This is a genomic window from Methylocaldum marinum (assembly GCF_003584645.1).
GTDB lineage: Bacteria > Pseudomonadota > Gammaproteobacteria > Methylococcales > Methylococcaceae > Methylocaldum > Methylocaldum marinum.
On sequence record NZ_AP017928.1, the window covers coordinates 4351998 to 4373572 of the forward strand.

At 56.8% G+C, this 21575-nt stretch carries 16 protein-coding genes; 10 read left to right on the top strand and 6 right to left on the bottom strand.

The window, feature by feature from the left end:
• The first annotated feature begins 1 nt into the window (after position 1).
• Positions 2-1255 (top strand): glycosyltransferase, encoded by a 1254-nt coding sequence (locus tag sS8_RS19440; protein ID WP_119631213.1) that lies wholly within the window; start codon positions 2-4, stop codon positions 1253-1255.
• On the opposite strand, the gene sS8_RS19445 is transcribed toward sS8_RS19440, so the two are convergent.
• From sS8_RS19445 to sS8_RS19460, 4 genes are read right to left on the bottom strand one after another with little or no spacing between them, the layout of a single operon-like run.
• The gene (locus sS8_RS19445; protein ID WP_119631214.1) at positions 1252-1503 is read right to left on the bottom strand and encodes an acyl carrier protein; all 252 of its coding nucleotides are present in this window, start codon (positions 1501-1503) and stop codon (positions 1252-1254) included. The genes sS8_RS19440 and sS8_RS19445 overlap by 4 nt on opposite strands.
• Before the next feature lie 9 nt (positions 1504-1512).
• Positions 1513-2976 carry a class I adenylate-forming enzyme family protein gene (locus sS8_RS19450; protein WP_119631215.1) on the bottom strand — a complete coding sequence of 488 codons (1464 nt, stop codon included), beginning with the start codon at positions 2974-2976 and terminating at the stop codon, positions 1513-1515.
• The gene (locus tag sS8_RS19455; protein WP_119631216.1) at positions 2973-4148 is read right to left on the bottom strand and encodes an FAD-dependent oxidoreductase; all 1176 of its coding nucleotides are present in this window, start codon (positions 4146-4148) and stop codon (positions 2973-2975) included. Before sS8_RS19455 ends, sS8_RS19450 begins: the two co-directional genes overlap by 4 nt.
• Positions 4149-4188: 40 nt before the next feature.
• Positions 4189-4941 carry a DapH/DapD/GlmU-related protein gene (locus sS8_RS19460; RefSeq protein WP_119631217.1) on the bottom strand — a complete coding sequence of 251 codons (753 nt, stop codon included), beginning with the start codon at positions 4939-4941 and terminating at the stop codon, positions 4189-4191.
• Positions 4942-5668: 727 nt separating this feature from the next.
• Between sS8_RS19460 and sS8_RS19465 the strand changes: the two genes are divergently transcribed.
• The 6 genes from sS8_RS19465 (at position 5669) to sS8_RS19485 (ending at position 14760) form a co-directional block, all read left to right on the top strand.
• Entirely contained in the window at positions 5669-6640 is a 972-nt protein-coding gene (locus sS8_RS19465; protein WP_119631218.1) for a PEP-CTERM sorting domain-containing protein, read from the top strand.
• Between the two features lie 612 nt (positions 6641-7252).
• Positions 7253-7477 (top strand): hypothetical protein, encoded by a 225-nt coding sequence (locus sS8_RS27755; RefSeq protein WP_145986616.1) that lies wholly within the window; start codon positions 7253-7255, stop codon positions 7475-7477.
• 105 nt (positions 7478-7582) lie between these two features.
• Positions 7583-8572 carry a PEP-CTERM sorting domain-containing protein gene (locus sS8_RS19470; protein WP_119631219.1) on the top strand — a complete coding sequence of 330 codons (990 nt, stop codon included), beginning with the start codon at positions 7583-7585 and terminating at the stop codon, positions 8570-8572.
• A gap of 275 nt (positions 8573-8847) precedes the next feature.
• Positions 8848-12000, top strand: coding sequence for a hypothetical protein (locus sS8_RS19475; RefSeq protein WP_119631220.1), 3153 nt, complete (start codon positions 8848-8850; stop codon positions 11998-12000).
• Positions 12001-12325: 325 nt separating this feature from the next.
• Entirely contained in the window at positions 12326-13534 is a 1209-nt protein-coding gene (locus sS8_RS19480; protein ID WP_197716579.1) for an ABC transporter permease, read from the top strand.
• Positions 13535-13599: 65 nt separating this feature from the next.
• Positions 13600-14760, top strand: coding sequence for an ABC transporter permease (locus sS8_RS19485; RefSeq protein ID WP_197716580.1), 1161 nt, complete (start codon positions 13600-13602; stop codon positions 14758-14760).
• Between the two features lie 33 nt (positions 14761-14793).
• On the opposite strand, the gene sS8_RS19490 is transcribed toward sS8_RS19485, so the two are convergent.
• Positions 14794-15561: an outer membrane lipoprotein-sorting protein gene (locus sS8_RS19490; protein WP_197716581.1), complete on the bottom strand. Its 768-nt coding sequence runs from the start codon at positions 15559-15561 to the stop codon at positions 14794-14796.
• 276 nt (positions 15562-15837) lie between these two features.
• On the opposite strand from sS8_RS19490, the gene sS8_RS19495 reads away from it, so the two are divergent.
• The 3 genes from sS8_RS19495 to sS8_RS19505 all read left to right on the top strand — a co-directional run bounded on the left by sS8_RS19495 (position 15838) and on the right by sS8_RS19505 (position 19284).
• The gene (locus tag sS8_RS19495; RefSeq protein ID WP_119631224.1) at positions 15838-16515 is read left to right on the top strand and encodes an ABC transporter ATP-binding protein; all 678 of its coding nucleotides are present in this window, start codon (positions 15838-15840) and stop codon (positions 16513-16515) included.
• A gap of 145 nt (positions 16516-16660) precedes the next feature.
• Positions 16661-17983, top strand: coding sequence for a DUF1302 family protein (locus sS8_RS19500; RefSeq protein WP_145986617.1), 1323 nt, complete (start codon positions 16661-16663; stop codon positions 17981-17983).
• A gap of 335 nt (positions 17984-18318) precedes the next feature.
• Positions 18319-19284 (top strand): IS110 family RNA-guided transposase, encoded by a 966-nt coding sequence (locus sS8_RS19505; RefSeq protein WP_119632898.1) that lies wholly within the window; start codon positions 18319-18321, stop codon positions 19282-19284.
• A 213-nt stretch (positions 19285-19497) separates the two neighbouring features.
• Here the strand turns inward: sS8_RS19505 and sS8_RS19510 are convergent, their stop codons facing one another.
• Positions 19498-21480, bottom strand: coding sequence for a ThiF family adenylyltransferase (locus sS8_RS19510; protein ID WP_119631226.1), 1983 nt, complete (start codon positions 21478-21480; stop codon positions 19498-19500).
• Positions 21481-21575: the final 95 nt, after the last annotated feature.

Sequence of the window (21575 nt, forward strand, 5' to 3'; positions counted from 1 at the left end):
AATGAACGACACGGCAAACTCCGGTGCGCGGAGCCGGCGACGGGTCCTTTTCTTTGCCGAGGCGGTTACCTTGGCCCATGTGGCGAGACCAACGGCCTTGGCCAAAGCTCTCGATCCCGCGTTATACGAGGTTCATTTCGCCTCCGATTCGAGATACCGCGGGCTGATCGGAGAACTTCCGTTCGTTTGGCATCCGTTAAATACCATTGCCAGCAAGCGATTTCTCGATGCCGTGGCCAAAGCCGTTCCCGTCTATGATATCCACACGCTGCACGCTTATGTCAGGGACGACCTGGCCCTGATCAAGGACATCAATCCCGAGCTTGTCATCGGCGACTTCCGCTTGTCTCTTGCGGTGAGCGCCCAGCTTGCGGGCATTCCCTACATGGCAATTACCAATGCCTATTGGAGTCCTTACGCGCGCTTGACCTTTCCGGTGCCCGACCTCCCCATAACCCGGGTGTTGGGTGTGCGCGCGGCGCAAGGCTTATTTGACCTCGTCCGGCCCGTGGCCTTTGCCTACCATGCCTTGCCCTTGGCGCGTGTTCGGCGGTATTACGGTTTGCCCAACCTCGGTTTAGACTTGCGGCGAACGTACACCCACGCCGATTACACCTTGTATTCGGATATACCCGAACTCGTATCCATGGCGGATTTGCCCTCGAACCATCATTTTCTCGGGCCGGTGTTGTGGTCGCCGGATATTTCGTTGCCGGCGTGGTGGCATCGGGTCCCGGACGAGAATCCGGTGGTTTATGTAACCTTAGGCAGTTCGGGACAAGCTCGATTGCTGGCGCTGGTATTGGAGGCGCTTGCCGATCTGCCGATCACGGTAGTGGGGGCGACGGCGGGGCACACAGATATCAGGAAGGTTCCGGAAAATGCCTTCCTGGAGGATTACCTTCCGGGAACAGAGGCCTCGGCGCGGGCAAGTCTGGTCATCTGTAACGGGGGAAGTCCCACCACCCAGCAAGCACTGGCTACCGGAACTCCCGTTCTGGGTCTCGTCGGCAATATGGATCAATGCCTCAATATGGATGCGATACAGCGGGCAGGTGCGGGAAGAACGCTGCATGCGGCTCAGGTCAATCCGGCGGTGATACGCGAGGCTGTATTGGAACTGCTGTCCGGCAAAAACTATAAGGATCATGCCGAGCAGCTGTCTCGATCCTTTGCTCGATATAACGCCGAAAGGCGCTTCAATGCTTTGCTGGAAAGCGTGCTGAAAACCGGAAAGATCCCTACTTCAGCCTAGGTTTTCGCTAGTTTCTGCGCCACATAATCGGCCAGGTTCGCCACCGAACCGAAGTTTTCGGGAACGACCTCCCCGATGTCGATCTCAACGCCGTAGGTCTTTTCCAAATGCGAGATCAATTTCATGATGGCAAGGGAATCGAGTACGCCGGTTTCGATTAAATCATCGGTGTCGCCGAGGAGGCTCGGGTCCTCTCCGCGCATATGTTCGCTCAAGATATAGCTTCGAAGATCATCTTGGATTGCCATCAGTCCTCCTTAAGGTTGAATATCTCTTGGCGAAAGCTCTCGCCGGATCAATTTGCCGCTTGCGGTTTTCGCTAAGGCACGCACGTATTCTATTTTTTCCGGCACTTTGAAGGGCGCCAGGTGGTTTGCGCAATGTTCTATCAATTCCGCTTCCGCGGGGGGGGCTTCAATTCCCTCGGCCAGTACGACCTGGGCATGAGCGACTTCGCCGAGCCGCTTATGCGGGTGGGAATATACGCACGCCTCGCGGATAGATGGATGGAGCGCGAGCGCCGCTTCCACCTCCTGAGGAAAAAATTTCATCCCGGCAACGTTCACCATTTCCTTGGAACGTCCGAGAATGTAAAGGTAACCGTCTTCGTCCAGCCGGCCCAGGTCTCCGCTCGCGAACCAGCCGTCTTTCATGATTTCCGGACGGGGCTGCCAGGGTTCGTAGTAGGCGTCGAGAAATCCGGGACCTTTCAGCCTGATTGCTTTCATCTCGTCACCCAGCCCTATGTCATCCAGCCTGAGCTGGTATGCCGGCAGCAGTTTTCCCACCGAGCCGCGCTTTTCGGACGGATTGTCGATATTGATGCAGGGGAGACCCACTTCGATGATGCCATAGGCTTCACTGAGCGGTTTTCCGAACCGCCGCGAAAAAGCATCCGCGATGTCCTTGCGCAGAGAACTGGCCGTGGAAATGGCGAGTCTGAGGCTTGGAAGCATTGCCGAGCCGCGATCATGGGCCATCATTTCGTAGTGGACCGGCGAGCCGTAGATCAAAGTGCCTTCGTTGACTCGAGCGGTCTCGATGATGGTGCGCCCGAGATGGTTCTTGCAAAGAACGGTCGTTGCCCCGAAGCTGAGATAGGCGACGATGGAAACGGCAAAATGATAAGACATGGAGAGCAGCCAGATGACCCGGTCCCGCGGCCCGATTTCGAGAACATCATTGGCTGCCTTGATGCGTTCCAAAATGGTTTCGTGCGAAAGTACGACACCTTTGGATGTACCGGTGGTGCCGGAAGTAAATCGCAGGAAAGCGGCATTGGTTCCGGAGAAATCCCCTGGATGCTCGCGAAAGCTTTTTGCCCGGAGAAGCACGATTTCAGGGGCGATCGTCCTGGCGGCTCCCTCGCAGCACGGTTCGATGACATTTGCACTTTTCGCTTCGGAAATCACCCAGTCCATGTGTATTTCGCGAACGATCTTGAGTTTTTCCGTGGGCAGCAGCTCCGTCGCGATAGGGACGATGCAGCCACCACAGCTCCAGACCGCGTAAGTCAAAAGTATGTATTCTCGGCCGCTCGGATAATGGAGCCCTACCGATGCGCCGGGTTCTATCCCCAAAGCCTTTAGTTGCTCGGCCAAAACTTCGATCTTCTGCTGCAATTCGGAATAAAGCAGCATATCCTGTTCGCCGGGGCCGATAATGGCCGGGTGATCCGGCTGCCTTTCGGCAGTCAGTCTGAAAACATCCACCAGATTCATTCTGCCTCCTTATTGCCAGAAGCTATTGCATTTCCCACGGCTTCTCCCATCGCCCAGCAACAGCCGACGACACGGGCCGACGCCTGGGCGAGCCGTTCGGCCGAGAGGCATTTGCCGGCAGCCCAAACATTTCGCAAGTTGGAAACCTTAAGTGAACGTAACGGTATTTCATAATACATATCGGACGGCAGGTACTCGAGTTCCACACCTGATCGCGGATTCCAGTATTCAATCGGCCAGCAGCAGCGGCAGGCGGCATCGGCGAATTTTCGCCCCGATCGTACGTCATCCGCCGTCAGGCAGTATTCACCCCGGATGCGGCCACCTTCCCGAACGCCAAGTTCGCCCCTGCCGGATACCTCCGCTTCCGAGAATTCCGCGCGTTCCTTCAAAAAGGCTAGCACCGAATTCAGGATTTTCTCCCCGGCAATTGCCAGTTCTGCCGAGGCGGCCGAGTTGCGCCAGTCTGCGCCCAGCGGAACGGAGAGCTTGAGATAGGCCTCGGTGTCGCTGACGCCCCTATCGACCCACACGAAACGGCACTCGTCGGGAAGAAGACCCTTTTCCGCGGCAGCCCGGATACGGCGAAGCAGGTCGATGTTGCCGGGAAACTTTAGAGCTTCGGGATTCACCCCGGACAATCTGAAAATCAAACCGGCCGCGGCGCGCTCGGAATCGTCCAAGACCAATTCGGGATCGATCAGCCGGATGGCCTCGGCAGTGCCGGTGGTATCCACCATTGCTTCCGGCTCGATAAAAAAAGGGCTGGCGCCTCGGCGCAACTCGACGCCGGTAATGGAGCCGGCTTGTGTTTCTATCCGCGCCACCCGGCAGTTCGAAATCACCCTGATCCTGTCCTGGCTGGCCAGCCATTCTTCCGTAACGCGTCGGTAAATCTCGGGGGATACGCTCAGGGTCCAGGTTTTCCCGATCTTTCTGGGGCGCGCCAGGGGGTCGGCACGCGTCAGGCGTTCCGCCAGTTCCGCGGCTAGTCCATAGTTAATATAACGTCCCGCACTGTCGTACAACCCGCCTAGGGTGTGAATCAGACTTCGGGCGACCGTTCCGCCGGGACTGGCCGTGTTCTCCACGAGAGTCACATCGGCACCCCGGAGCGCAGCCGAGAGTGCCGTGGCCATACCGGCCGCGCCGGCACCGATGACCAGAATCATGACAGTCCCTCGTTAGGTTTGGGGTTTCTCGAAAAAACGGTTAACCGGCTTCCGCGCGGGCTTTCGTGCTTGGCATGGCAGCCGGCGCGAGCCGAAAGCGCTCGATCTTCCGTGCCGGATTGCCCGACCAGATTTCGCCCGGCCCGATCGTGGTCCCGCGCGTCACGACGGAGTTGGCGCCCACGATCGCCCCGTTTCCGATCGTCACACCGGGAAAAACGATGGCACGCGCCCCAATGAGGACGTTGTCGCCGATTTCGATCCGATCCAATGTGACCACGTTTCCTTCAACCTTATGGCCGGCGAGCACAGCCTCGTCGCCGATATGTACATGGCTGCCCATTGTTATCGCCCAGGGTTCCGGCAATTTGGCGCCATTGCCCATCAGAAATGTCGCGGGGAACTGCGCGCCCATGCCGCGGTAAAACAGATAGCGCAGGAAGCCGGTTTCATTGATCAGATTTCGGAAAGGGCTGCGGATCATGATTTTGACCAGCCTATCGGCAGCGATCCAGCGATAAGCCTTGGGGCTGGTGAGATAAAACCGGCCATAGGGCACGTCTCCCACGATGGTTCGCTTCAAGAAAACCAAGAGCCCCATGAAAACAATGGCGGCGCCCAACCAGCCGACGATGGCCGCGAACAATAGCGCCAGCGGATGGGTTACGCCAAGCGCTTGGATGGCGTAAATGGGCGCGGCAAAGCTGACGAAATAGAGTCCTCCTTCCAGCAGCAGGGTTGAAAAATCAGCCAAAAAAAACAAGTATGCGGGCGTCTTGCCGCTTTTAGCCATGGAAAGCCTCCGTTTTTCGAAAAACTATCGCTGAACGTAGTGACAATCGAATTACCAATGGTCAAGAAAGTAAAGCCACAAGAGCCTCCTTTCCCTCTCGGACGAATCGGCAGGGCGAGGCGCAATGCGACGAGCGGGCTGCCCCGGCCTCGCCAGCGAAGCGTGGCGAGGCCGATTTGCACGCGTGAGCGCCGCTTGCGGCTCCGCACAGGGAAAGTGCGGCGTGATTGGGTTGGAGTGTGGGCGATTCGAATAGGGCTCTACTTTCTTTATGCACAGTAACCTGCGGCGGTGCCTGCGTTCGCGATTTTTAAGATTTGAACTGCTCGATTGCAATGCGGGCGGTACTGCGAAAGCGATGCGGATACCGCTACCGGCGAAGTGTTATCCCGGTTTTCGCTTCAGTCGAACGTTTCGAGACTAATTATAGATAGTTTGCGTACACCATCCCTCCGAGAGTTCCGCCTTCTTATCGTATTGCTGTCGCAACGCAATGTCAGTTTTTTTTACGCATGCCGAGCTGAAGGGTGAAAGCGTTACTTGGCTGCATCTATCTGTTTGAAATGATGTTTATTTTTGTTTATGGCACGGGCTATGCTTGTGTGATGCTGGCTGGTGACAGTACTGTACTTTACCGATGACGTATGGCAACTGTGCCATCCTTTTCTGTTCATAGCGCGTTTTTAACAGGCGAAGTATTTCGCCAAGGAACTGTAGGAGTACTCAAATGAGCAAATTGAAACTTGCCTTCGGAGTCGCGCTGGCACTCGGGCTCTCTGGTGCGGCTTACGCCCAAACGATTGTTTTCGATCCGGACGGCACCGCGGGTGGATTTGGCGCCGTGGAGCTGAATGCAATGGATCCGCTGCCGGGGAACGCCCTGGCCGTAGGCGCCGTGCCGCTATCCGTCGGTGCTGCGTTTACCACGTATTTCCAAAGCGAGATCAGCGTTCTGTTAGCTAACCCAGCCCCTATTCCGCTTCCCTCAGGGGCGGCAGGCCCTTTCGAAATTACGATGAGCGGGGCGCTCAACGAGGTCGTCTCTAACGTCCAGGACCTCACCGGCGACGGTATTCCCGATATCGTGAATATCGACCATACCGGCGGCACCATCTCGATCTATTACGACGATTTCAGCGGCGGTGGAATCAATGCGGACGGCACCACCGGAAACAGCGGTCTCGGCTATGCCGACGGCAAGCTGATTCTGCAGGCGACCGTGAACCCGCAGCTATTGGCGGCGACCTATACGCTGCAAAATGCCGACCTCGACGGCGATGGCGTCCTGGAGCCGGTGATCGAGCCTCTGGATCAGTTCGGTAGCGATGATTTGGGCGTGGATAGCCTGGTCGGCAACGGCAGCAGTTCGCTCACTGCGGACGTGACCTTCTTCGATCCCGATTTCTTCCTGACTCCGCCGGACGTGATTAGCTTGGCGTTCGACGGCACTTTCACCGATCCGTTCGACTCGGTGAACCCCGAGCAGTCGGTGGGCGGACAAGTTCCGCAATACGGTCCGGATAATATCAACGGTCTTGCCGATGGCGGTGTTGTGCAGGACTACCATTTCGAGACCGACGGCAATCTCAGCTTTCATGCTCAACAGCAGGTGCCGGAACCCGGAAGCCTGGCCCTGCTCAGCCTCGGCGCGTTCGGCCTCGCCGGGATTCAGCGCCGGAACCGAAGCTTTGCCGCCTGATTGCCGGGACGCTCGACGTTTCGATTGCGGAGGGGCAGTTGCCCCTTCGCTTTTTTGGGTTATCGCAAAAGATCGGCAAGAATCCCGGTTGCCATCACACCGGTCCTGATTTTCCCCCGCCATGATCTCCGTGCGCGATAAGCGGCACAATAACTTCCCTGCACTCGGTCGGCAGCATCCGTGTCTCTGCGAGATTGTCCAGCCGCCGAACGCCCTTCGGACCACAAACGCGCCCAGCCGTTCCGCCTCTGTATCGGCCTTGATAGCCGCCCACGCATAACGTTCACAGCCTGGCTTGGCTCAAGCTCCAGCCGCTTGGGTGGGGCCGGGTTCGGTGTCTGTGACCCGCCAGAGCGTGTCACTGTTCCAGGAGCGGAAACCGCGCCGTTGTCCGCCATCGTGCTGACGAGCGCCAAATCAGCCTGTTGAGGAAGCTCTGAATAAGCCCTCTCCCTCTGGGAGAGAGTTGGGTGAGGGCCTGTTGGATCAATCAGTTGCACAGGTTGGTTCTCTGAATTGGAGACTTGATCAGAGCTTCCTTGAAATGTTGGCGAAGCCAGGCCGGCCGGAAGAGAGGGGGGCAGACGCGTCCAATTCGCTGCATTTTACCGGATGAACCCGATCAGAATTCCGGCCGCCGGCGTGCTTGCCCTTATCGGCGATTGCGGATGCGCCGCACAAGGAGAAAAGCCAAAAGGCCGCGTACGTTCGGGGGGCGCACTGTCAGTTTTTTTTACAGAATTCGAAACGAGTCGCCGCGATGAATCGTTGGTGGCGCCTATCTATATGAAACTAAAAATTTTATTACTTTTGGCATGGTCTATGCCTCACATATGATACATGGTGACCGTAACCTGTCTCGTATAAGTGACATTATTACTGTACCGTGCCTTGGATTCGGAACCCGTTTTAACTGGCGAATCGATTCGCCGAGGAAAATCTATGAACACCAAAATGAACAAAATCAAGCTTGCATTTGGGGTTGCGTTGGCATTCGGGCTTACCGGCGCTGCCTACGCTGATACCATCAAATTCGATCCCGACGGAACCGCCGGTGGATATGGCGCGGTGGATCTGAATGCAATGGATCCGCTGCCGGGGAACGCGCTGGCCGTAAGCGCCGTGCCGCTATCCGGCGGCGCCGCCTTTACCACGTATTTCCAAAGCGAGATCAGCCAACTGTTGACCAACGGAGGCAATATTGCGCTTCCCACCGGGGCGGCAGGGCCTTTCGAACTTACCCTGAGCGGCGCGCTCAACGAGGTCGTCTCTAACGCTATCGATACCACCGGCGACGGTGTTCCCGATATCGTGACCTTCGATCATACCGGCGGCACCATTTCGATCTACTACGACGATTTCAGCGGCGGCACGATCAACGCGGACGGCACCACCGGAAACAGCGGTCTCGGCTATGCCGACGGCAAGCTGATTCTGCAGGCGACCGTGAACCCGCAGCTCTTGGGGGCGACCTATACGCTGCAAAATGCCGACCTCGACGGCGATGGCGTCCTGGAGCCGGTGATCGAGCCTTTGGACCAGTTCGGTAACGATGACCTCGGCGTGGATACCCTGGTCGGCAGCGGCAGCACCTCGCTCACCGCGGTCGTGGATTTCTTCGATCCCGAGTTCTTCCTGAGTCCGCCGGAGGTGATCAGCTTGGCATTCGACGGCACCCTCACCGATCCGTTCGATTCGGTGAACCCCGAACAGGTGGTGGCCGGACAGGTTCCGGATTACGGTCCGGACAACATCAACGGTCTTTCCAATGGCATCGATAATGGTGCTGTGCAGGACTACCATTTCGAGATCGACGGCAACATCAGCTACAAAAAAGCGGCAGTGCCGGAACCCGGCAGCCTGGCGCTATTGGGTCTCGGCATGCTCGGCCTTGCCGGCATGAAGCGCCGGAACGGCAGTTTCGCAGGCTGATCGCCCCGGCGCTCGGTTTTGCTTTGGCGAAGGGGCTTGTTGCCCCTTCGCACATTTAAGCCATGGCAGAAGCTCACCAAAATCGAATTTAACGCTGCGCCGTTTGGGTCAACCCGCCAATGTGCACAGCTTCCGCGCGCTGGTTTCTTGCAGGAGCATTCATGCCATGGATCGGGTTTTAAACCAACTTCGGATCGCTGCTTAGGATCTCTTGCGCGCCGGCAGGGTAGGTCTTGACCCAAACGGGGGCGGAACTAAACCCTGAGGCATCAGCAATGAAAAGAGCTTTCCATTTGACCGGTCCGATTGTGGCCGCGGCCTTGAGCTTTGCTCAAGGGTCCCACGCCGCGGACCCGATCATCTTCGATCCGGACGGTCCCGGGTCGGTTTATTCACCCATTACGATCAACGCGTTCGATTGGCTGCCCGGCAACGCGCTGGCAGTCGGGGCAGTGCCCCTGAGCACCGGGCTGCAGTTTAATCTCCACTACCAAGCCGAACTGGCCAGGATCCTGACCTCCGGCGGTAGCGGCGCGATTCCGATACCGACTGGGCCGGATCCGTCCTTCGAGATCACGGCGTCGGCGCAAATCCCGGAAACGGTCAATTCGGCAATCAATCTAATCGGCAATCCCGATATTCCCGATCTGGTGGTGTTCGACACCCGTCCCGGCGGATTTTTCCGAATCTATTACGACAACTTCAGTTCGGGCGTCAATGCGAATGACGCCACGTCCAACCCGGGAGCGGGCTACAGCGACGGCGTTCTGATCCTGGAAGGCCATATCGTCGGCAGTAATCTCAGCGGCAACTACACCTTGTCCGACGACACGGCAACTCACCTGCTGGATCAATTCGGCAGCAACAATCTGGGAGCCGTCAACACCCTGCGCGGGCAGGGCAATTCCCAAATCAAGGTGGTCGTGAGTTTCGCTCACCCGGACTGGTTTCCGACCCCTCCGAAGGAGTTGCAAATCAATTTCGATAGTACGCTGTCAACTCCCTTCGACAGCATCAACCCATCCGTTTCCGTGGCGGGCAGGGCTCCGTTCTACGGCGCCAACAACACGAATGGCGCTTATGCCGGAGGGGCGCCGGAAGATTTCCATTTCGAGGCGGATTCCAACAATTCCTTTGAGGTTCCGCCTTGTGTCGAACTGCAAAAGCAGGTCAGCGTCGATGCCGGGCTGACCTGGTTCGACGCGGACACCGCGGCCGATGCGCCCACGGTGACCTTCCCGCACGGAGCGCTGTACCGGCTGATCGTGCGCAATTGCGGCATGGAAAACCTACGGAACGTGGTGGTCAACGATCCGGCCCTAGGGATTGCCGACCATGCGGTGGGTAACCTGGCAATCGGCGAAGAAAAGGTCCTGACCCAGGCCGAGATACCAGCGCTCGAGGTTCAGGAACGTTGCAACCACTCCGGTACCTTCATCAACGTGGCCGACGTTGACGGGCAGTCGGTGGACACCGGCGCAACGGTGTCCGATAGTGATCCGGCCGTGTTGATCTGCGTCGGCGAGCCGGCCATCGACATCGTCAAGGAAATCAGCGTGGACGGCGGGCTGACCTGGTTCGACGCGAACTCGGCGGCGACGGCACCCTCGGTGACCTTCCCTCACGGAGCGCTGTACCGGCTGATCGTCCGCAACGTCGGCACCGTGGATCTGCAAAACGTGGTGATCAACGATGCGGTACTGGGGATTGCCGACTACGCGGTGGGAAATTTGGTCGTCGGTGCGGAGGTCATCCTGACCGAGGCCGAGCTTCCCGCGCTGAACGTGGCCACCCGTTGCAGCGGCTCGGGCACCTTCACCAACGTGGCCGATGTCACCGGACAGTCGGTGGAGACGGGAGCGGCGGTTTCGGATAGCGACCCCGCGGTGATGAACTGCATCGGTGAACCGAGCTTGGAGCTCCTCAAACAAATCAGCGTGGATGGCGGACTCAGCTTCTTTGACGCCGACACGGCGGCGACGGCACCCACGGTGACCTTCCCGCACGGGGCGCTGTACCGGCTGATCGTGCGCAACGTCGGTACGATCGACCTGCAGAACGTGGTAGTCAACGATCCGACGCTGGGTGTCGTCAACTATGCCGTGGGCAACCTGGCCGTGGGCGAGGAAAAGGGGTTGACGCAGGCCGAGATTCCGGCGCTCGAGGTTCAGGAGCGTTGCAATCACTCCGGCACCTTCACGAACGTGGCCGACGTCACCGGGCAGTCGGCGGATACCGGCGCAACGGTGTCCGACAGCGATCCGGCGGTGTTGATCTGCGTTGGCGAGCCGGCCATCGAGTTGATCAAGCAGATCAGCGTGGACGGCGGCGCGAGCTTCGAAGACGCCGACACGGCGGTGACGGCACCCACGGTGACGTTCCCGCACGGGGCGCTGTACCGGCTGATCGTGCGCAACGTCGGTACGATTGGCCTGCAGAACGTGGTAGTCAACGATCCGACGCTGGGTATCGTCAACTATGCCGTGGGCAACCTGGCCGTGGGCGAGGAAAATGTGTTGACCCAGGCCGAGATTCCGGCGCTCGAGGTTCAAGAGCGTTGCAATCACTCCGGCACCTTCACGAACGTGGCCGACGTCACCGGGCAGTCGGCGGATACCGGCGCAACGGTGTCCGACAGCGATCCGGCGGTGTTGATCTGCATCGGCGAGCCGGCCATCGACATCGTCAAGGAAATTAGCGTGGACGGCGGGCTGACCTGGTTCGACGCGAACACGGCGGCGACGGCACCTTCGGTGACCTTTCCGCACGGGGCGCTGTACCGGCTGATCGTGCGCAACGTCGGCACCGTGGATCTGCAGAACGTGGTGGTCAACGATGCGGTACTGGGAATTGCCAACTACGCGGTGGGAAATTTGGTCGCCGGCGCTGAGGTTATCCTGAGCGAGGGCGAGATTCCCGCCCTGAATGTGGCCACCCGCTGTGACAACTCCGGCACCTTCACCAACGTGGCCGATGTTTCCGGGCAGTCGGTGGGCACAGGCGCGTCGGTGTCCGATAGCGACCCGGCGGTGCTGGTCTGCGTTCCACCGGACGCACCGGGAACAGGTACTCCGGGATATTGGATGAATCATCCCGAGGCCTGGCCGGTGGATCAGATCACCATCGGTGGTGTGATGTACACCAGGGAAGAAGCCATCGCGCTCATGTTCCACTCGACTGGGGGGGATGTGACCTACATCATGTTCCAGACCTTGGTGGCCGCCAAGCTGAACGTGCTGGTCGGCAACGAGTCGAGCTGCATTGCCGATGGCGTTACGGCGGCGGATGCCTGGATGGCGACCTACGGACCCGTCGGCAGCGGCGTCAAAGCCGGCGGTAAAAATTCGCCCTGGAAAGCCGGCGAGCCGCTGAAAAATCAGCTGGATGCCTACAATAATGGGCTCTTGTGCGCTCCGCATCGGAACTAACGTTGTTGGACCGGGTGGCATGTCCGAGGAAGTCCTGAGGGGCTAGACGAACGGACCCGGCTGGAAGGAGGGTGCTGGTTTTGCCGGCACCCTCTTTTTTTGCGTCAAGAACCGGAATGCAGGAAGTCGAGCCATTCCATGCCTAAAAATCAAAAGCAGTTCATATTCGGCGGAATAGGCTAAGGTTAAAATGCGAATCGTGTTGTAGTTCGGCTCGATCCGCAGGCACAAGCATAGTAGGTTGGAAAAGGCGCCTCGAATTTTTCGAGAAGCTCTAGCGACAAGAGGGGTGAGCGAATTGCGGCGAATGCCGGGAACATTAAGGTTGGCTCTGCGCAATCTCGGGCGTCAACGGCGGCGCACGGGACTGGCACTGTCCGCCATTAGTTTTGGGATTGTTGCACTGTTGCTGGCAGGGGGGTTTATCGAATGGATCTTCTGGGGCATGCGCGAGGGAGCGATTCACACTCGTCTGGGCCATATCCAGGTTGTTCGTCCCGGCTACATAGAGCGGGGCGGAAGCGATGCATTCGGGTATCTATTGCCTGAGCAGGCAACCGAGTTCGACATGATCAAGAGTGTGGATCACGTCCAGGCTGTGGCCCCAAGATTGGTCTTCAACGGTTTAATCAGCCACAATGAAACGACTCTGTCGTTCATTGGCGAGGGCGTGGATCCGGAGCACGAAAAGGAGATCAGTCAGCATCTTTTTATTCGTGCCGGGGAAGACCTTTCGAAACAGAAACCCGGCGGTGTTATCCTCGGAACCGGCCTGGCCGCCAGCTTGGGTGTTCAGCCGGGAGATTCGGTTATTTTGCTCGCGACCACCGTGGCGGGAGGGATCAACGCGGTAGAGACCCGCGTAGCCGGAGTGTTCTATTCTTCCAGCAAGGCTTTCGACGATGCTGCGCTGCGCGTTTCGATCGAGGATGCCCGACAACTGCTGCGCGTATCGGGTTCCCATGTCTGGGTGGTTTTGCTGGATGATACTTCGCGAACTGCCGGTGTGTTGCGGGAACTGCAAGCGAAATTTGCCGAAGGAGTGGGTGCGTTTGAGTTTGTTCCGTGGAATGATCTTGCCGATTTCTACAACAAAACCGTTGTCCTTCTTTCCCGGCAGATCGATATCGTAAAGTTGATTATCGGGCTCATAATTGTATTGAGTATATCTAATGTACTCATTATGAGCGTATTGGACCGAACTGCGGAGATCGGAACGCTGATGGCTGTCGGAATTGCGCGCCGACATATTTTACGGCTATTTCTCGGAGAAGGGTGCCTGCTCGGTATCATTGGCGGAATAGTCGGTCTTGTCGTGGGCTTTCTCCTCTCAAAACTGATTTCCGCAATTGGTATTCCCATGCCGCCGCCACCGGGAGTCGATGTCGGTATCACGGGAAGAATTATGGTGACTTTGCCGATGATGGCTGGCGCATTTGTCCTGGCAGTCGGCACCACGCTGATTGCGAGCCTGTATCCAGCCTGGAAGGCTTCCAGGCTGGAGATCGTGGACGCCTTGCGCCATAGCCGTTAAAGTCATAAAGCCGCATGGTCCGATTCGTATTCCATAACATTTTCAGGCAAATTACACGGACGTTTTTGACGCTTGCTGCAATTGTACTCGGCGTGGTTAGCTTGATTATCGTCGGCGGGTTTGTGGCCGATATTTTCGTCCAATTGCAGGAAAATACGATTCACTCTCAACTCGGACACATCCAGATTTACAAGCAGGGGTATACTACTTTTGGTCGAAAGGAGCCGTATCACTATGTGCTGGAGCAACCGGAAGCCATCGCGAAAGAACTTGCGGGTTGGCACGAAGTCTCCGAAGTGATGATGCGGCTCAATTTCACCGGTTTGGCAAACAATGGCCGTGCCGACTTTCCCATATTCGGTGAGGGTGTCGAGCCCGACAAGGAAGCCCGGCTGGGAACCTCACTCGCTATCCACGCCGGACGCCAACTTACTGATGCGGACGGTTTCGGAATTCTCCTGGGGCAAGGGGTGGCCAAGGCTCTAAATCTCAATCCGGGCGACTATGTTACTTTACTGGCCAACACGCCCGAAGGGGCGCTCAATAGTATCGAATTTCAGGTCATCGGTATTTTTCAGACATTTTCGAAAGAATATGACGAGAGGGCAGTGCGTATTCCCTTGTCGGCCGCGCAAGAGTTAATGGCGGCCACAGCCGTTCACAGCCTGGTGATTTTGCTGAGCGACACGGCAGATACCGATTCGGCATTGCATCGTTTAGGAAGATGGTTGCCGGCGGAAACCTATGAAATAAAAGCCTGGTATGAGTTAGCCGATTTTTATCGCAAGACCGTGGATCTTTATGAGCGCCAATTTGGGGTGCTGAAGATCATTATTCTGGTTATGGTTCTGTTGAGTGTCGGCAACAGCGTCAATATGGCGATTTATGAGCGTACCGGAGAATTCGGAACTTTGATGGCGCTCGGTAGACGTTCCGGCGATATTATAAAAATAATCCTTTTGGAATATGCGCTATTGGGTTTGATGGGCTCCGTACTCGGAATAATCATTGGTGTAGTCATTGCTTACATCGCATCCGGCGTAGGAATTCCCATGCCTCCTCCGCCCAATGCGGATATGGGGTATACGGCATCTGTCAGGATTGTGCCGAGCGTAATTCTGGCTGCGTTCCTCGTCGGCGTTTTGGCCACGATCATGGCGGCCGTGTTGCCTTCCAGGCGAGCCGCTAAGTTGCAAATAGTCGAGGCTTTGCGCAGCAATATTTAGTGTTGGTCTGGATGGAATACAAGGCCTTGTCTATTAATCCAGCTTTTTCAGATAGTCTTTGGTAAAGACTTTGTCAGGAAGATTGCGGAGTTTCATATTTTTGTAATCGAGGATCGACTGTTCATCTTTTTTGAGTGCGTTCCGCATCACTAATTGAGTCGGCCTGATTTCTCCTTCCATTTTCACGAAATTCTGAAATGTGCAGGTTTTGAACAGCCGATTGGACAAAGTGTAAAACTCAGCTTTGTAAGGTCTGTAGTTCTCCTTGTCGACCCAATATAGCACTCGTGGATAGGTCACGCTGCGATCTACGGCGGTCAGTTGCAAAACGTAGTATTCCCGGCCTTCGTTTTCCTCTGAACGAATAATTTGAGGGCTATAATCGCCGGCAAAGTTTGCCCGGGCCAAATCGCCGTTAGCGACCTGTCCGGTGAGTTTCTGAGAGAGCGGCAATCGAATCGGCTGGGATACCGACGGCATGAAGGCCCAGAAATCGCGTCCGCGCATGAGCATGATTTGACCGCGCTCGGATGCGGGTGCAGTCGTCAAAATTACGGTATTGTCATTTCCTTTCGTTAAAACGCGGTATTGTTTCAGGTCGGGGTCCCCATCAAGTGTGACGGTCGTGATGGCGATGTCTACCTGGAATCCCTCCTGGGGAAACCGGATACGATCAGCCATTGCCACGATTTGCACGGGATCGGGGGCTTCGTCGGCTCGAAGAGAGCCCAATGAGGCTAGGCTCAAGAGTACAGCGGAGGCGTATTGCAACACGGAACGTGTCATTCTCGATGCTTTCATGTCGATTCGTAGATGTGGCAAAGCTAAGCTATTCTTCTGGTAGCACATTCTGGTTTCGGTCAATCGTGGAGAGCGACAAGGCTATTGAGGCAGCTTAAACCCGGCTTGAACCTGACGCCGATGGTTCAGTCGGAACCGGACCGATGATTCGGCACCGTATAGGAATGCCGGATTCTGTTTTCAAGAGAAGCGATTCAGGGAATATCGCGTTGCGCACTTTCGGGGCGGCGCTCGGACAGTGGCAAATCAATTGGTTGCTTAACTGTAACGGTTATCATGACTAAGGTTCGCGTAGAACACGTATGGAAGGAGTATAAGTTAGGAAAGCAGACGGTCAAGGCACTCAGGGACGTCTCGATGGAGGTTGGGGATGGTGAATTCATCGCTATAGCCGGACCGTCCGGAAGCGGAAAATCGACTTTGCTTAATCTGATCGGCTGTATCGATACGCCGAGCCGAGGCGAAATTTACATCGGCGACGAAGAAGTGAGCAAGAAAACCCCTGATCAGTTGGCCGATCTCAGGGCTCGAACCCTCGGCTTTATCTTTCAGACCTTCAACTTGTTGCCGGTCCTCACGGCGTGGGAGAACGTTGAATATCCCCTTTTGTACAGAAAGGACATTCCCCCTAGAGAGCGGCGCCGGCGCGTGGCGCATTACCTTGTGCTGGTGGGGCTGGCCGATTTCGCGAAGCATAAACCGTCCGAGCTGAGCGGAGGGCAGCGTCAGAGGGTCGCCATTGCCCGCGCGCTGGCGGGCCATCCGGCCATTATTCTTGCGGACGAGCCGACCGCCAATCTCGATTCCAAAACGGGTGAAAGTGTGTTGCGGTTGATGAAAAGACTCAACCGGGACGAAAAAACGACTTTCATTTTTTCGACCCATGACCATCGCGTTATGGAAATGGCGGAGAGGGTCATCACGGTTAGCGACGGTCAGATAACGGTTCCGTGACTGCATTTTTTTCTGGTGGGGGAGTGATCTCGTGCGATTTCCGCAATCATCTCGTTTGTGGCTGTGCAGCATGCTGGCTTTTGCCTGGTTCAATGGTCCGACAGAGAGCCTTGCTGCAGATCCTGACCAAGAAGCGCCGGCTTCCGTGGACGAATTATTTGATCTAACGGAAGAGAAGAAGGAAGAAGGAGAACCCGGATCGATTGACGAGCTATTCGAGACGGAGCGCGCGACGGTGGATGAACCCAGGCGCTGGCCCGATCTGAACGGTTTTTTTCAAAGTGAAGTGGCTTACACCTACGCTTCGCCGGATCATTGGTCCAAGTTTCGCAACCTGCTCGAGTTGGGAACTCATGGCCGCTTGAGCGGAAATTTAAAATGGAAGGCGAGTGGACGCCTGATGTACGACGCGATTTACGATTTGACCGACTTTTATCCCGAATCGGTGCGTCACGATCAGCGTTTCGAACCGATGATTCGGGAAACCTATCTGGATTACTCCGCCGGAGACTGGGATTTCCGGGTTGGGCGCCAGCACATCGTCTGGGGCGAAATGGTGGGCTTGTTTTTCGCTGACGTAGTGTCGGCCAAGGACTTGCGCCAGTTCGTGCTTCCCGACTTCGATTTGCTGCGCATTCCCCAGTGGGCCATGCGGGCCGAATATTTCAAAGGAGACTTCCATGGCGAGGCGATCTGGATTCCTTACATGACTTATAACGACATCGGAAAAGTCGGTTCCGAGTTCTTCCCGTTCGACCCGCCTCCGACGCCGGGATTTAACACGGTGATCAAGAACGTTCAGCGGCCCAACAATACCCTCGGGAACACCGCTTACGGCTTGCGGCTGTCATACCTGCACTCGGGCTGGGACACCTCGCTTTTCTACTACAGCGGTTTGGATCTTTCTCCTGCCTTTGCGCGTAACGTCGTGCTGGCTCCCGACCCGACGATCACCTATCGGCCGGTCCACAAACGAATTCATCAGGTCGGGAGCACGCTAGCGAAGGATTTCGGTCCCTTCGTTCTGAAGGGTGAGGCCGTTTATACCGTGGATCAGCCGTTCCTGGTGACCCGGTTCAACGACTCGGATGGATTGGTATCCCAGGACGTTCTCGATTACATCGTCGGGCTCGATTTCAGCTTTGTGGAAGATACCCGTTTAAATCTGCAGTTTTTCCAGCGCTGGTTCAGCCATCATGACCGGGACATGATTCCCGACGAATTGGAGAGTGGAGTATCCGCCTTGGTCAGTACTCGGTATTTCCATCCGAAAGTCGAGCCCGAGGTGCTTCTCATACACAGCCTGAATCGTGCCGATTGGAATGTGCAGGCCAAGGTTACCTGGGAGTTTCTGAGAAACTGGCGGATGGTGGTCGGCGCCGATATTTTCGGTGGTCCGCCTACCGGATTGTTCGGGCAATTCGACGCCAAAGACAGGGTGTACGGCGAGTTCCGTTATTCGTTTTGACTCAAGCCTTCGCAGCCGTTGGTCGGGCTGTGGCGTCGGCAAAGGATTGCCGACGAAAACATTGGCCGGACGGAGGCGCCCGGAAAATATTCCCGACCTTGTATTATGAATTCCGTGTGGTTCGGAAGGGGTTGGAGAAGACTCCCGACCGGTCACCCCAGGCCTGGAGGGCGCTCCAGGTTTGAGCGACTGGATGCCGTTCCCGCCCTTGGGACACCAAGCCCGTTGCGTAGATCGATGCAGCAGTCGCTCACCCTCATCGAGCGATCGAACAGTATCTTCGGCCCGGCTTGCCGGCAGCCCGCATTCACAAGGTAGATCATTTGAGGTTCATGATGCCCACGTTTTATCTCGGAATTGATGTCGCCAAAGCCAAACTGGACTGCGCGTTACGCCTCCCCAACGGGAAGTTCCGAACCAAAGTCATCGCCAACTCCCAAGACGGGTTCGCCACCCTCGTCACTTGGCTCACCGGCCCAGAGGCACGGAATGTTCACGTGTGTATGGAAGCCACTGGGGTGTATTGGGAAGACGTCGCCCAGTGCTTGGCTACCCAAGGGTTCACTGTCAGCGTCATCAACCCCGCCCCAATCAAAGCCTATGCCGCTTCCCGCTTAACCCGGACCAAAACCGATGCCGTCGATGCGCGCCTCATCGCCGAATTTTGCGCCGAACGCCATCCGCCTCCCTGGCAGGCGAGAAGCGAAGCCGAAATCGCCTTGCGCGCGCTCGTGTTGCGTCTGGATGCGTTGCAAGCCCTGCGGACCCAGGAAAGTAACCGCCTGGAGGTCGCCCGGGACGCGGTGCGCACCAACATTCAAGAACACCTGAATTGGCTCGATCAGCAGATCAAGAGCCTGATCAAAACCATCAATGAGCACATCGACTCTAACCCCGATCTGAAGGGAAAGCGCGAATTACTCGAGAGCATCCCCGGTATCGGGGAACGCACCATCGCCATTCTGCTCGCCTTCTATGCCGAGCCCAGCCGCTTCGCCAATAGCCGACAAGCCGTCGCCTTCGCCGGGCTCGACCCGCGCCGGCAGGAGTCCGGAACGAGCGTGAAAACCAAGCCGCGGCTGTCCAAGGTCGGCCATGCCTTCTTGCGCAAAGCCCTCTACATGCCGGCCATGGTGATCCTGTATAAGACCGCTTGGGGCCAGCCCTTCAAGAACCGGCTCGCGCTCTCGGGCAAGCCCGCCAAGCTCATCATCGGTGCCATGATGCGCAAGCTCCTCCAGGTCGCTTTCGGCGTCCTCAAGTCCGGAAAACCCTTCGATCCAGCACTCCATGGCACTTGACCCGGATAACAGTATCTACTCGCGGGTTCCCGTGGGGTGGATAGGAAAATGCCCTGGCGGGCGGTGGTTTGAGGTTTCGCCGGTTCCCAAAGCCCCATTTGGGAATCCGGTTCGAGAAGCTCACGCTTCTGTGTGCGATTGCAAGGAACGACAGACGGATCAAACTTGGGTCCGAGGTTTACTCCTCTCGCGCTGAAAGTCCGCGACAAACGGTCAAGCTACGGATCGCGTATTGGCGTTCGGAGTTATCCAAAGGTCGGATAGGCGCTTGCGAGTCGAGCGTGCATCCGGCTGTTTTCCTTTTCCGATTCTGCCCATGAAAACCGCTCTTGCAAGGTGATCTTCTCCCAAAAGTCCGGTCAGTTCGCCGGTCAGGCGTTTTGCCGTCTTCTCGACCGCGTCTATCCGAGTAAGCTTGGCCGATTCACCGACGTAGCCGGCAAAAATCAAGGGCGTCATCTCCGGCTGCAGTTGCAAATTCAGTTTCGTGGCCGTCAGCCAAAAGCGCTGTAAAGCGCGGCCCGCGGAAATTCGATCCTCGATTGACATCGGCGGTTTGTCGGCAAGGAGCACGAAGTGTCCGGCACAGAAGACTCCGGGGATCAAGTCCAGTTCCAATCTGGGCAGCAAGGTTCCGGAAAAATAGGTGTTGAGAAAATTCACTCTGGACCAGTTTTTCAGTGCCCACTTCATAAACCGCAAGGTGATCGGATCCAAGCCGATGGCCCGGTCGGGAATCCGTTCCCTACTGTGTCGGGCATTCCATTGAATGATGTCCTTATGCACCTCATAGGCCTCCGGCATGGTTAACCGCACTTTTCCGTACCGGAACATCAGTCGTGCGGTTCGTAGCCGATCCTCGGGCGTATCCAGCCACAAGACGGCGTATTCCTTGCCCAGGCTTTCCTCCAGGCGCATCTTTTCTTGGGATTTAAGCGGCTGTCGTTGCATTGCCCGGCGCTGAGTGGCGCGAGTGCGGATATATGGGACGAGAGGACTCGGCTTTATTTCCGGGTCCGAAAAAAAGCGAACGTCGATCGTCGGAGCCGCATCAGGGGCGTTCGGCCGCAGAGACCAGCGGGCCGCTATGCCGTAGTTGGTCGCGGCGATGACGATATTCTCCAGAAGAGCGCCAACGGACATTTGACTGGCCCGTCCCTTGAAGTCATAAACGCAGTGGTCTCGGGTATCGGATCCATGGATGACGAGATGGTCCTCCGCGGCGATCTCGAACTGCCACGGCTGAGTGTTGTCGCCGCTTGGAGCCCATTTGGCCAGTTTGAGTATGTGTTCGATAGGAGAAAGCAGGGGTTCCGTTTGACCTATAGAAGGCTCGGAGAGCTTGGCGAGAAATTTTTTCCGGGCTATGTTCAGCCCGATTCGTTGCAGCGGGTTTCGATGGCCGCCGGGTCTCCATGTGCGGCGCAATTTGGTGCGGTAGGCATCGAAATGAATGCCCCAGGGAGCGGCGAATACCTTGCCTCTTCGCAATAGGATTTTCAAAGCTTCGGTTGCTGCGACGCCGGCGCAGAGTTCGCATGCCATGGCTGTGGATGGGCCGCGATGCGAGGCTAAATCGACGGCGCTCGGGTCGACAAGGTATGGCGTTTGCAGCATCGCCGGCGACAATCCCATCAAAAAGCGAACGATTCTTTCGTTTTCCGGCTGGTTCTCGAATCCGAAATATTCTTCGAAAGTCATTCGCCCCGGAAGGAAATTGAGCAGGGCTACGCCCATGCCGAGAGGGGCTGCGGTAATTGCGGGGATGCCTCGTTCGGCGCAGGCCGCAAAGAGTTTCGCGCGCATGTCCAGCACGAAAAAATCCAGGCCATCGATATAAAGATCGATATCGTCCAGGAACGACTCCAGATTGGCATCGGTAACGCCTTCGGAGAATGTCCGCAGTTCGAGTGTCGGATTGATTTCTCGCGCCTTGGTCGCCATCACGCCGACCTTCGATAGTCCGAGCGCCTTGACGTCGGCGCCGGCCTGCCGGTTAAAGTTTGCCAGCTCGAAACGGTCCATGTCGGCGATGCTGAAGCCGCCGACGCCAAGCCGCGTCAGTGTCAATAAATGGCTTCCGCCGACGCCCCCCAGCCCGGCTATGGCGATACGCTTGCTGCGCAATAATTGCTGCTCTTCCCGTGTGATCCAGCCGATGTTTCTCGAAAAAGCGGACAGGTAATCGAAGTTCATAAGCGTCTGCATGCTTGGAAGCGGAATATTGCGTAAACCGAAGCCAGTTCATTCTGATCAGCTAAGCTTACACCAGGTACAAATTATTATTGGGC

Coding starts and splice junctions, on each gene's coding strand:
- sS8_RS19455 (WP_119631216.1), bottom strand. CDS start 4,148: ATGATTCTGGTCATCGGTGCCGGCGCGGCCGGTATGGCCACGGCACTC.
- sS8_RS19440 (WP_119631213.1), top strand. CDS start 2: ATGAACGACACGGCAAACTCCGGTGCGCGGAGCCGGCGACGGGTCCTT.
- sS8_RS19445 (WP_119631214.1), bottom strand. CDS start 1,503: ATGGCAATCCAAGATGATCTTCGAAGCTATATCTTGAGCGAACATATG.
- sS8_RS19470 (WP_119631219.1), top strand. CDS start 7,583: ATGAACACCAAAATGAACAAAATCAAGCTTGCATTTGGGGTTGCGTTG.
- sS8_RS19460 (WP_119631217.1), bottom strand. CDS start 4,941: ATGGCTAAAAGCGGCAAGACGCCCGCATACTTGTTTTTTTTGGCTGAT.
- sS8_RS27755 (WP_145986616.1), top strand. CDS start 7,253: ATGAACCCGATCAGAATTCCGGCCGCCGGCGTGCTTGCCCTTATCGGC.
- sS8_RS19465 (WP_119631218.1), top strand. CDS start 5,669: ATGAGCAAATTGAAACTTGCCTTCGGAGTCGCGCTGGCACTCGGGCTC.
- sS8_RS19490 (WP_197716581.1), bottom strand. CDS start 15,561: ATGAAAGCATCGAGAATGACACGTTCCGTGTTGCAATACGCCTCCGCT.
- sS8_RS19510 (WP_119631226.1), bottom strand. CDS start 21,480: ATGAACTTCGATTACCTGTCCGCTTTTTCGAGAAACATCGGCTGGATC.
- sS8_RS19450 (WP_119631215.1), bottom strand. CDS start 2,976: ATGAATCTGGTGGATGTTTTCAGACTGACTGCCGAAAGGCAGCCGGAT.
- sS8_RS19475 (WP_119631220.1), top strand. CDS start 8,848: ATGAAAAGAGCTTTCCATTTGACCGGTCCGATTGTGGCCGCGGCCTTG.
- sS8_RS19505 (WP_119632898.1), top strand. CDS start 18,319: ATGCCCACGTTTTATCTCGGAATTGATGTCGCCAAAGCCAAACTGGAC.
- sS8_RS19495 (WP_119631224.1), top strand. CDS start 15,838: ATGACTAAGGTTCGCGTAGAACACGTATGGAAGGAGTATAAGTTAGGA.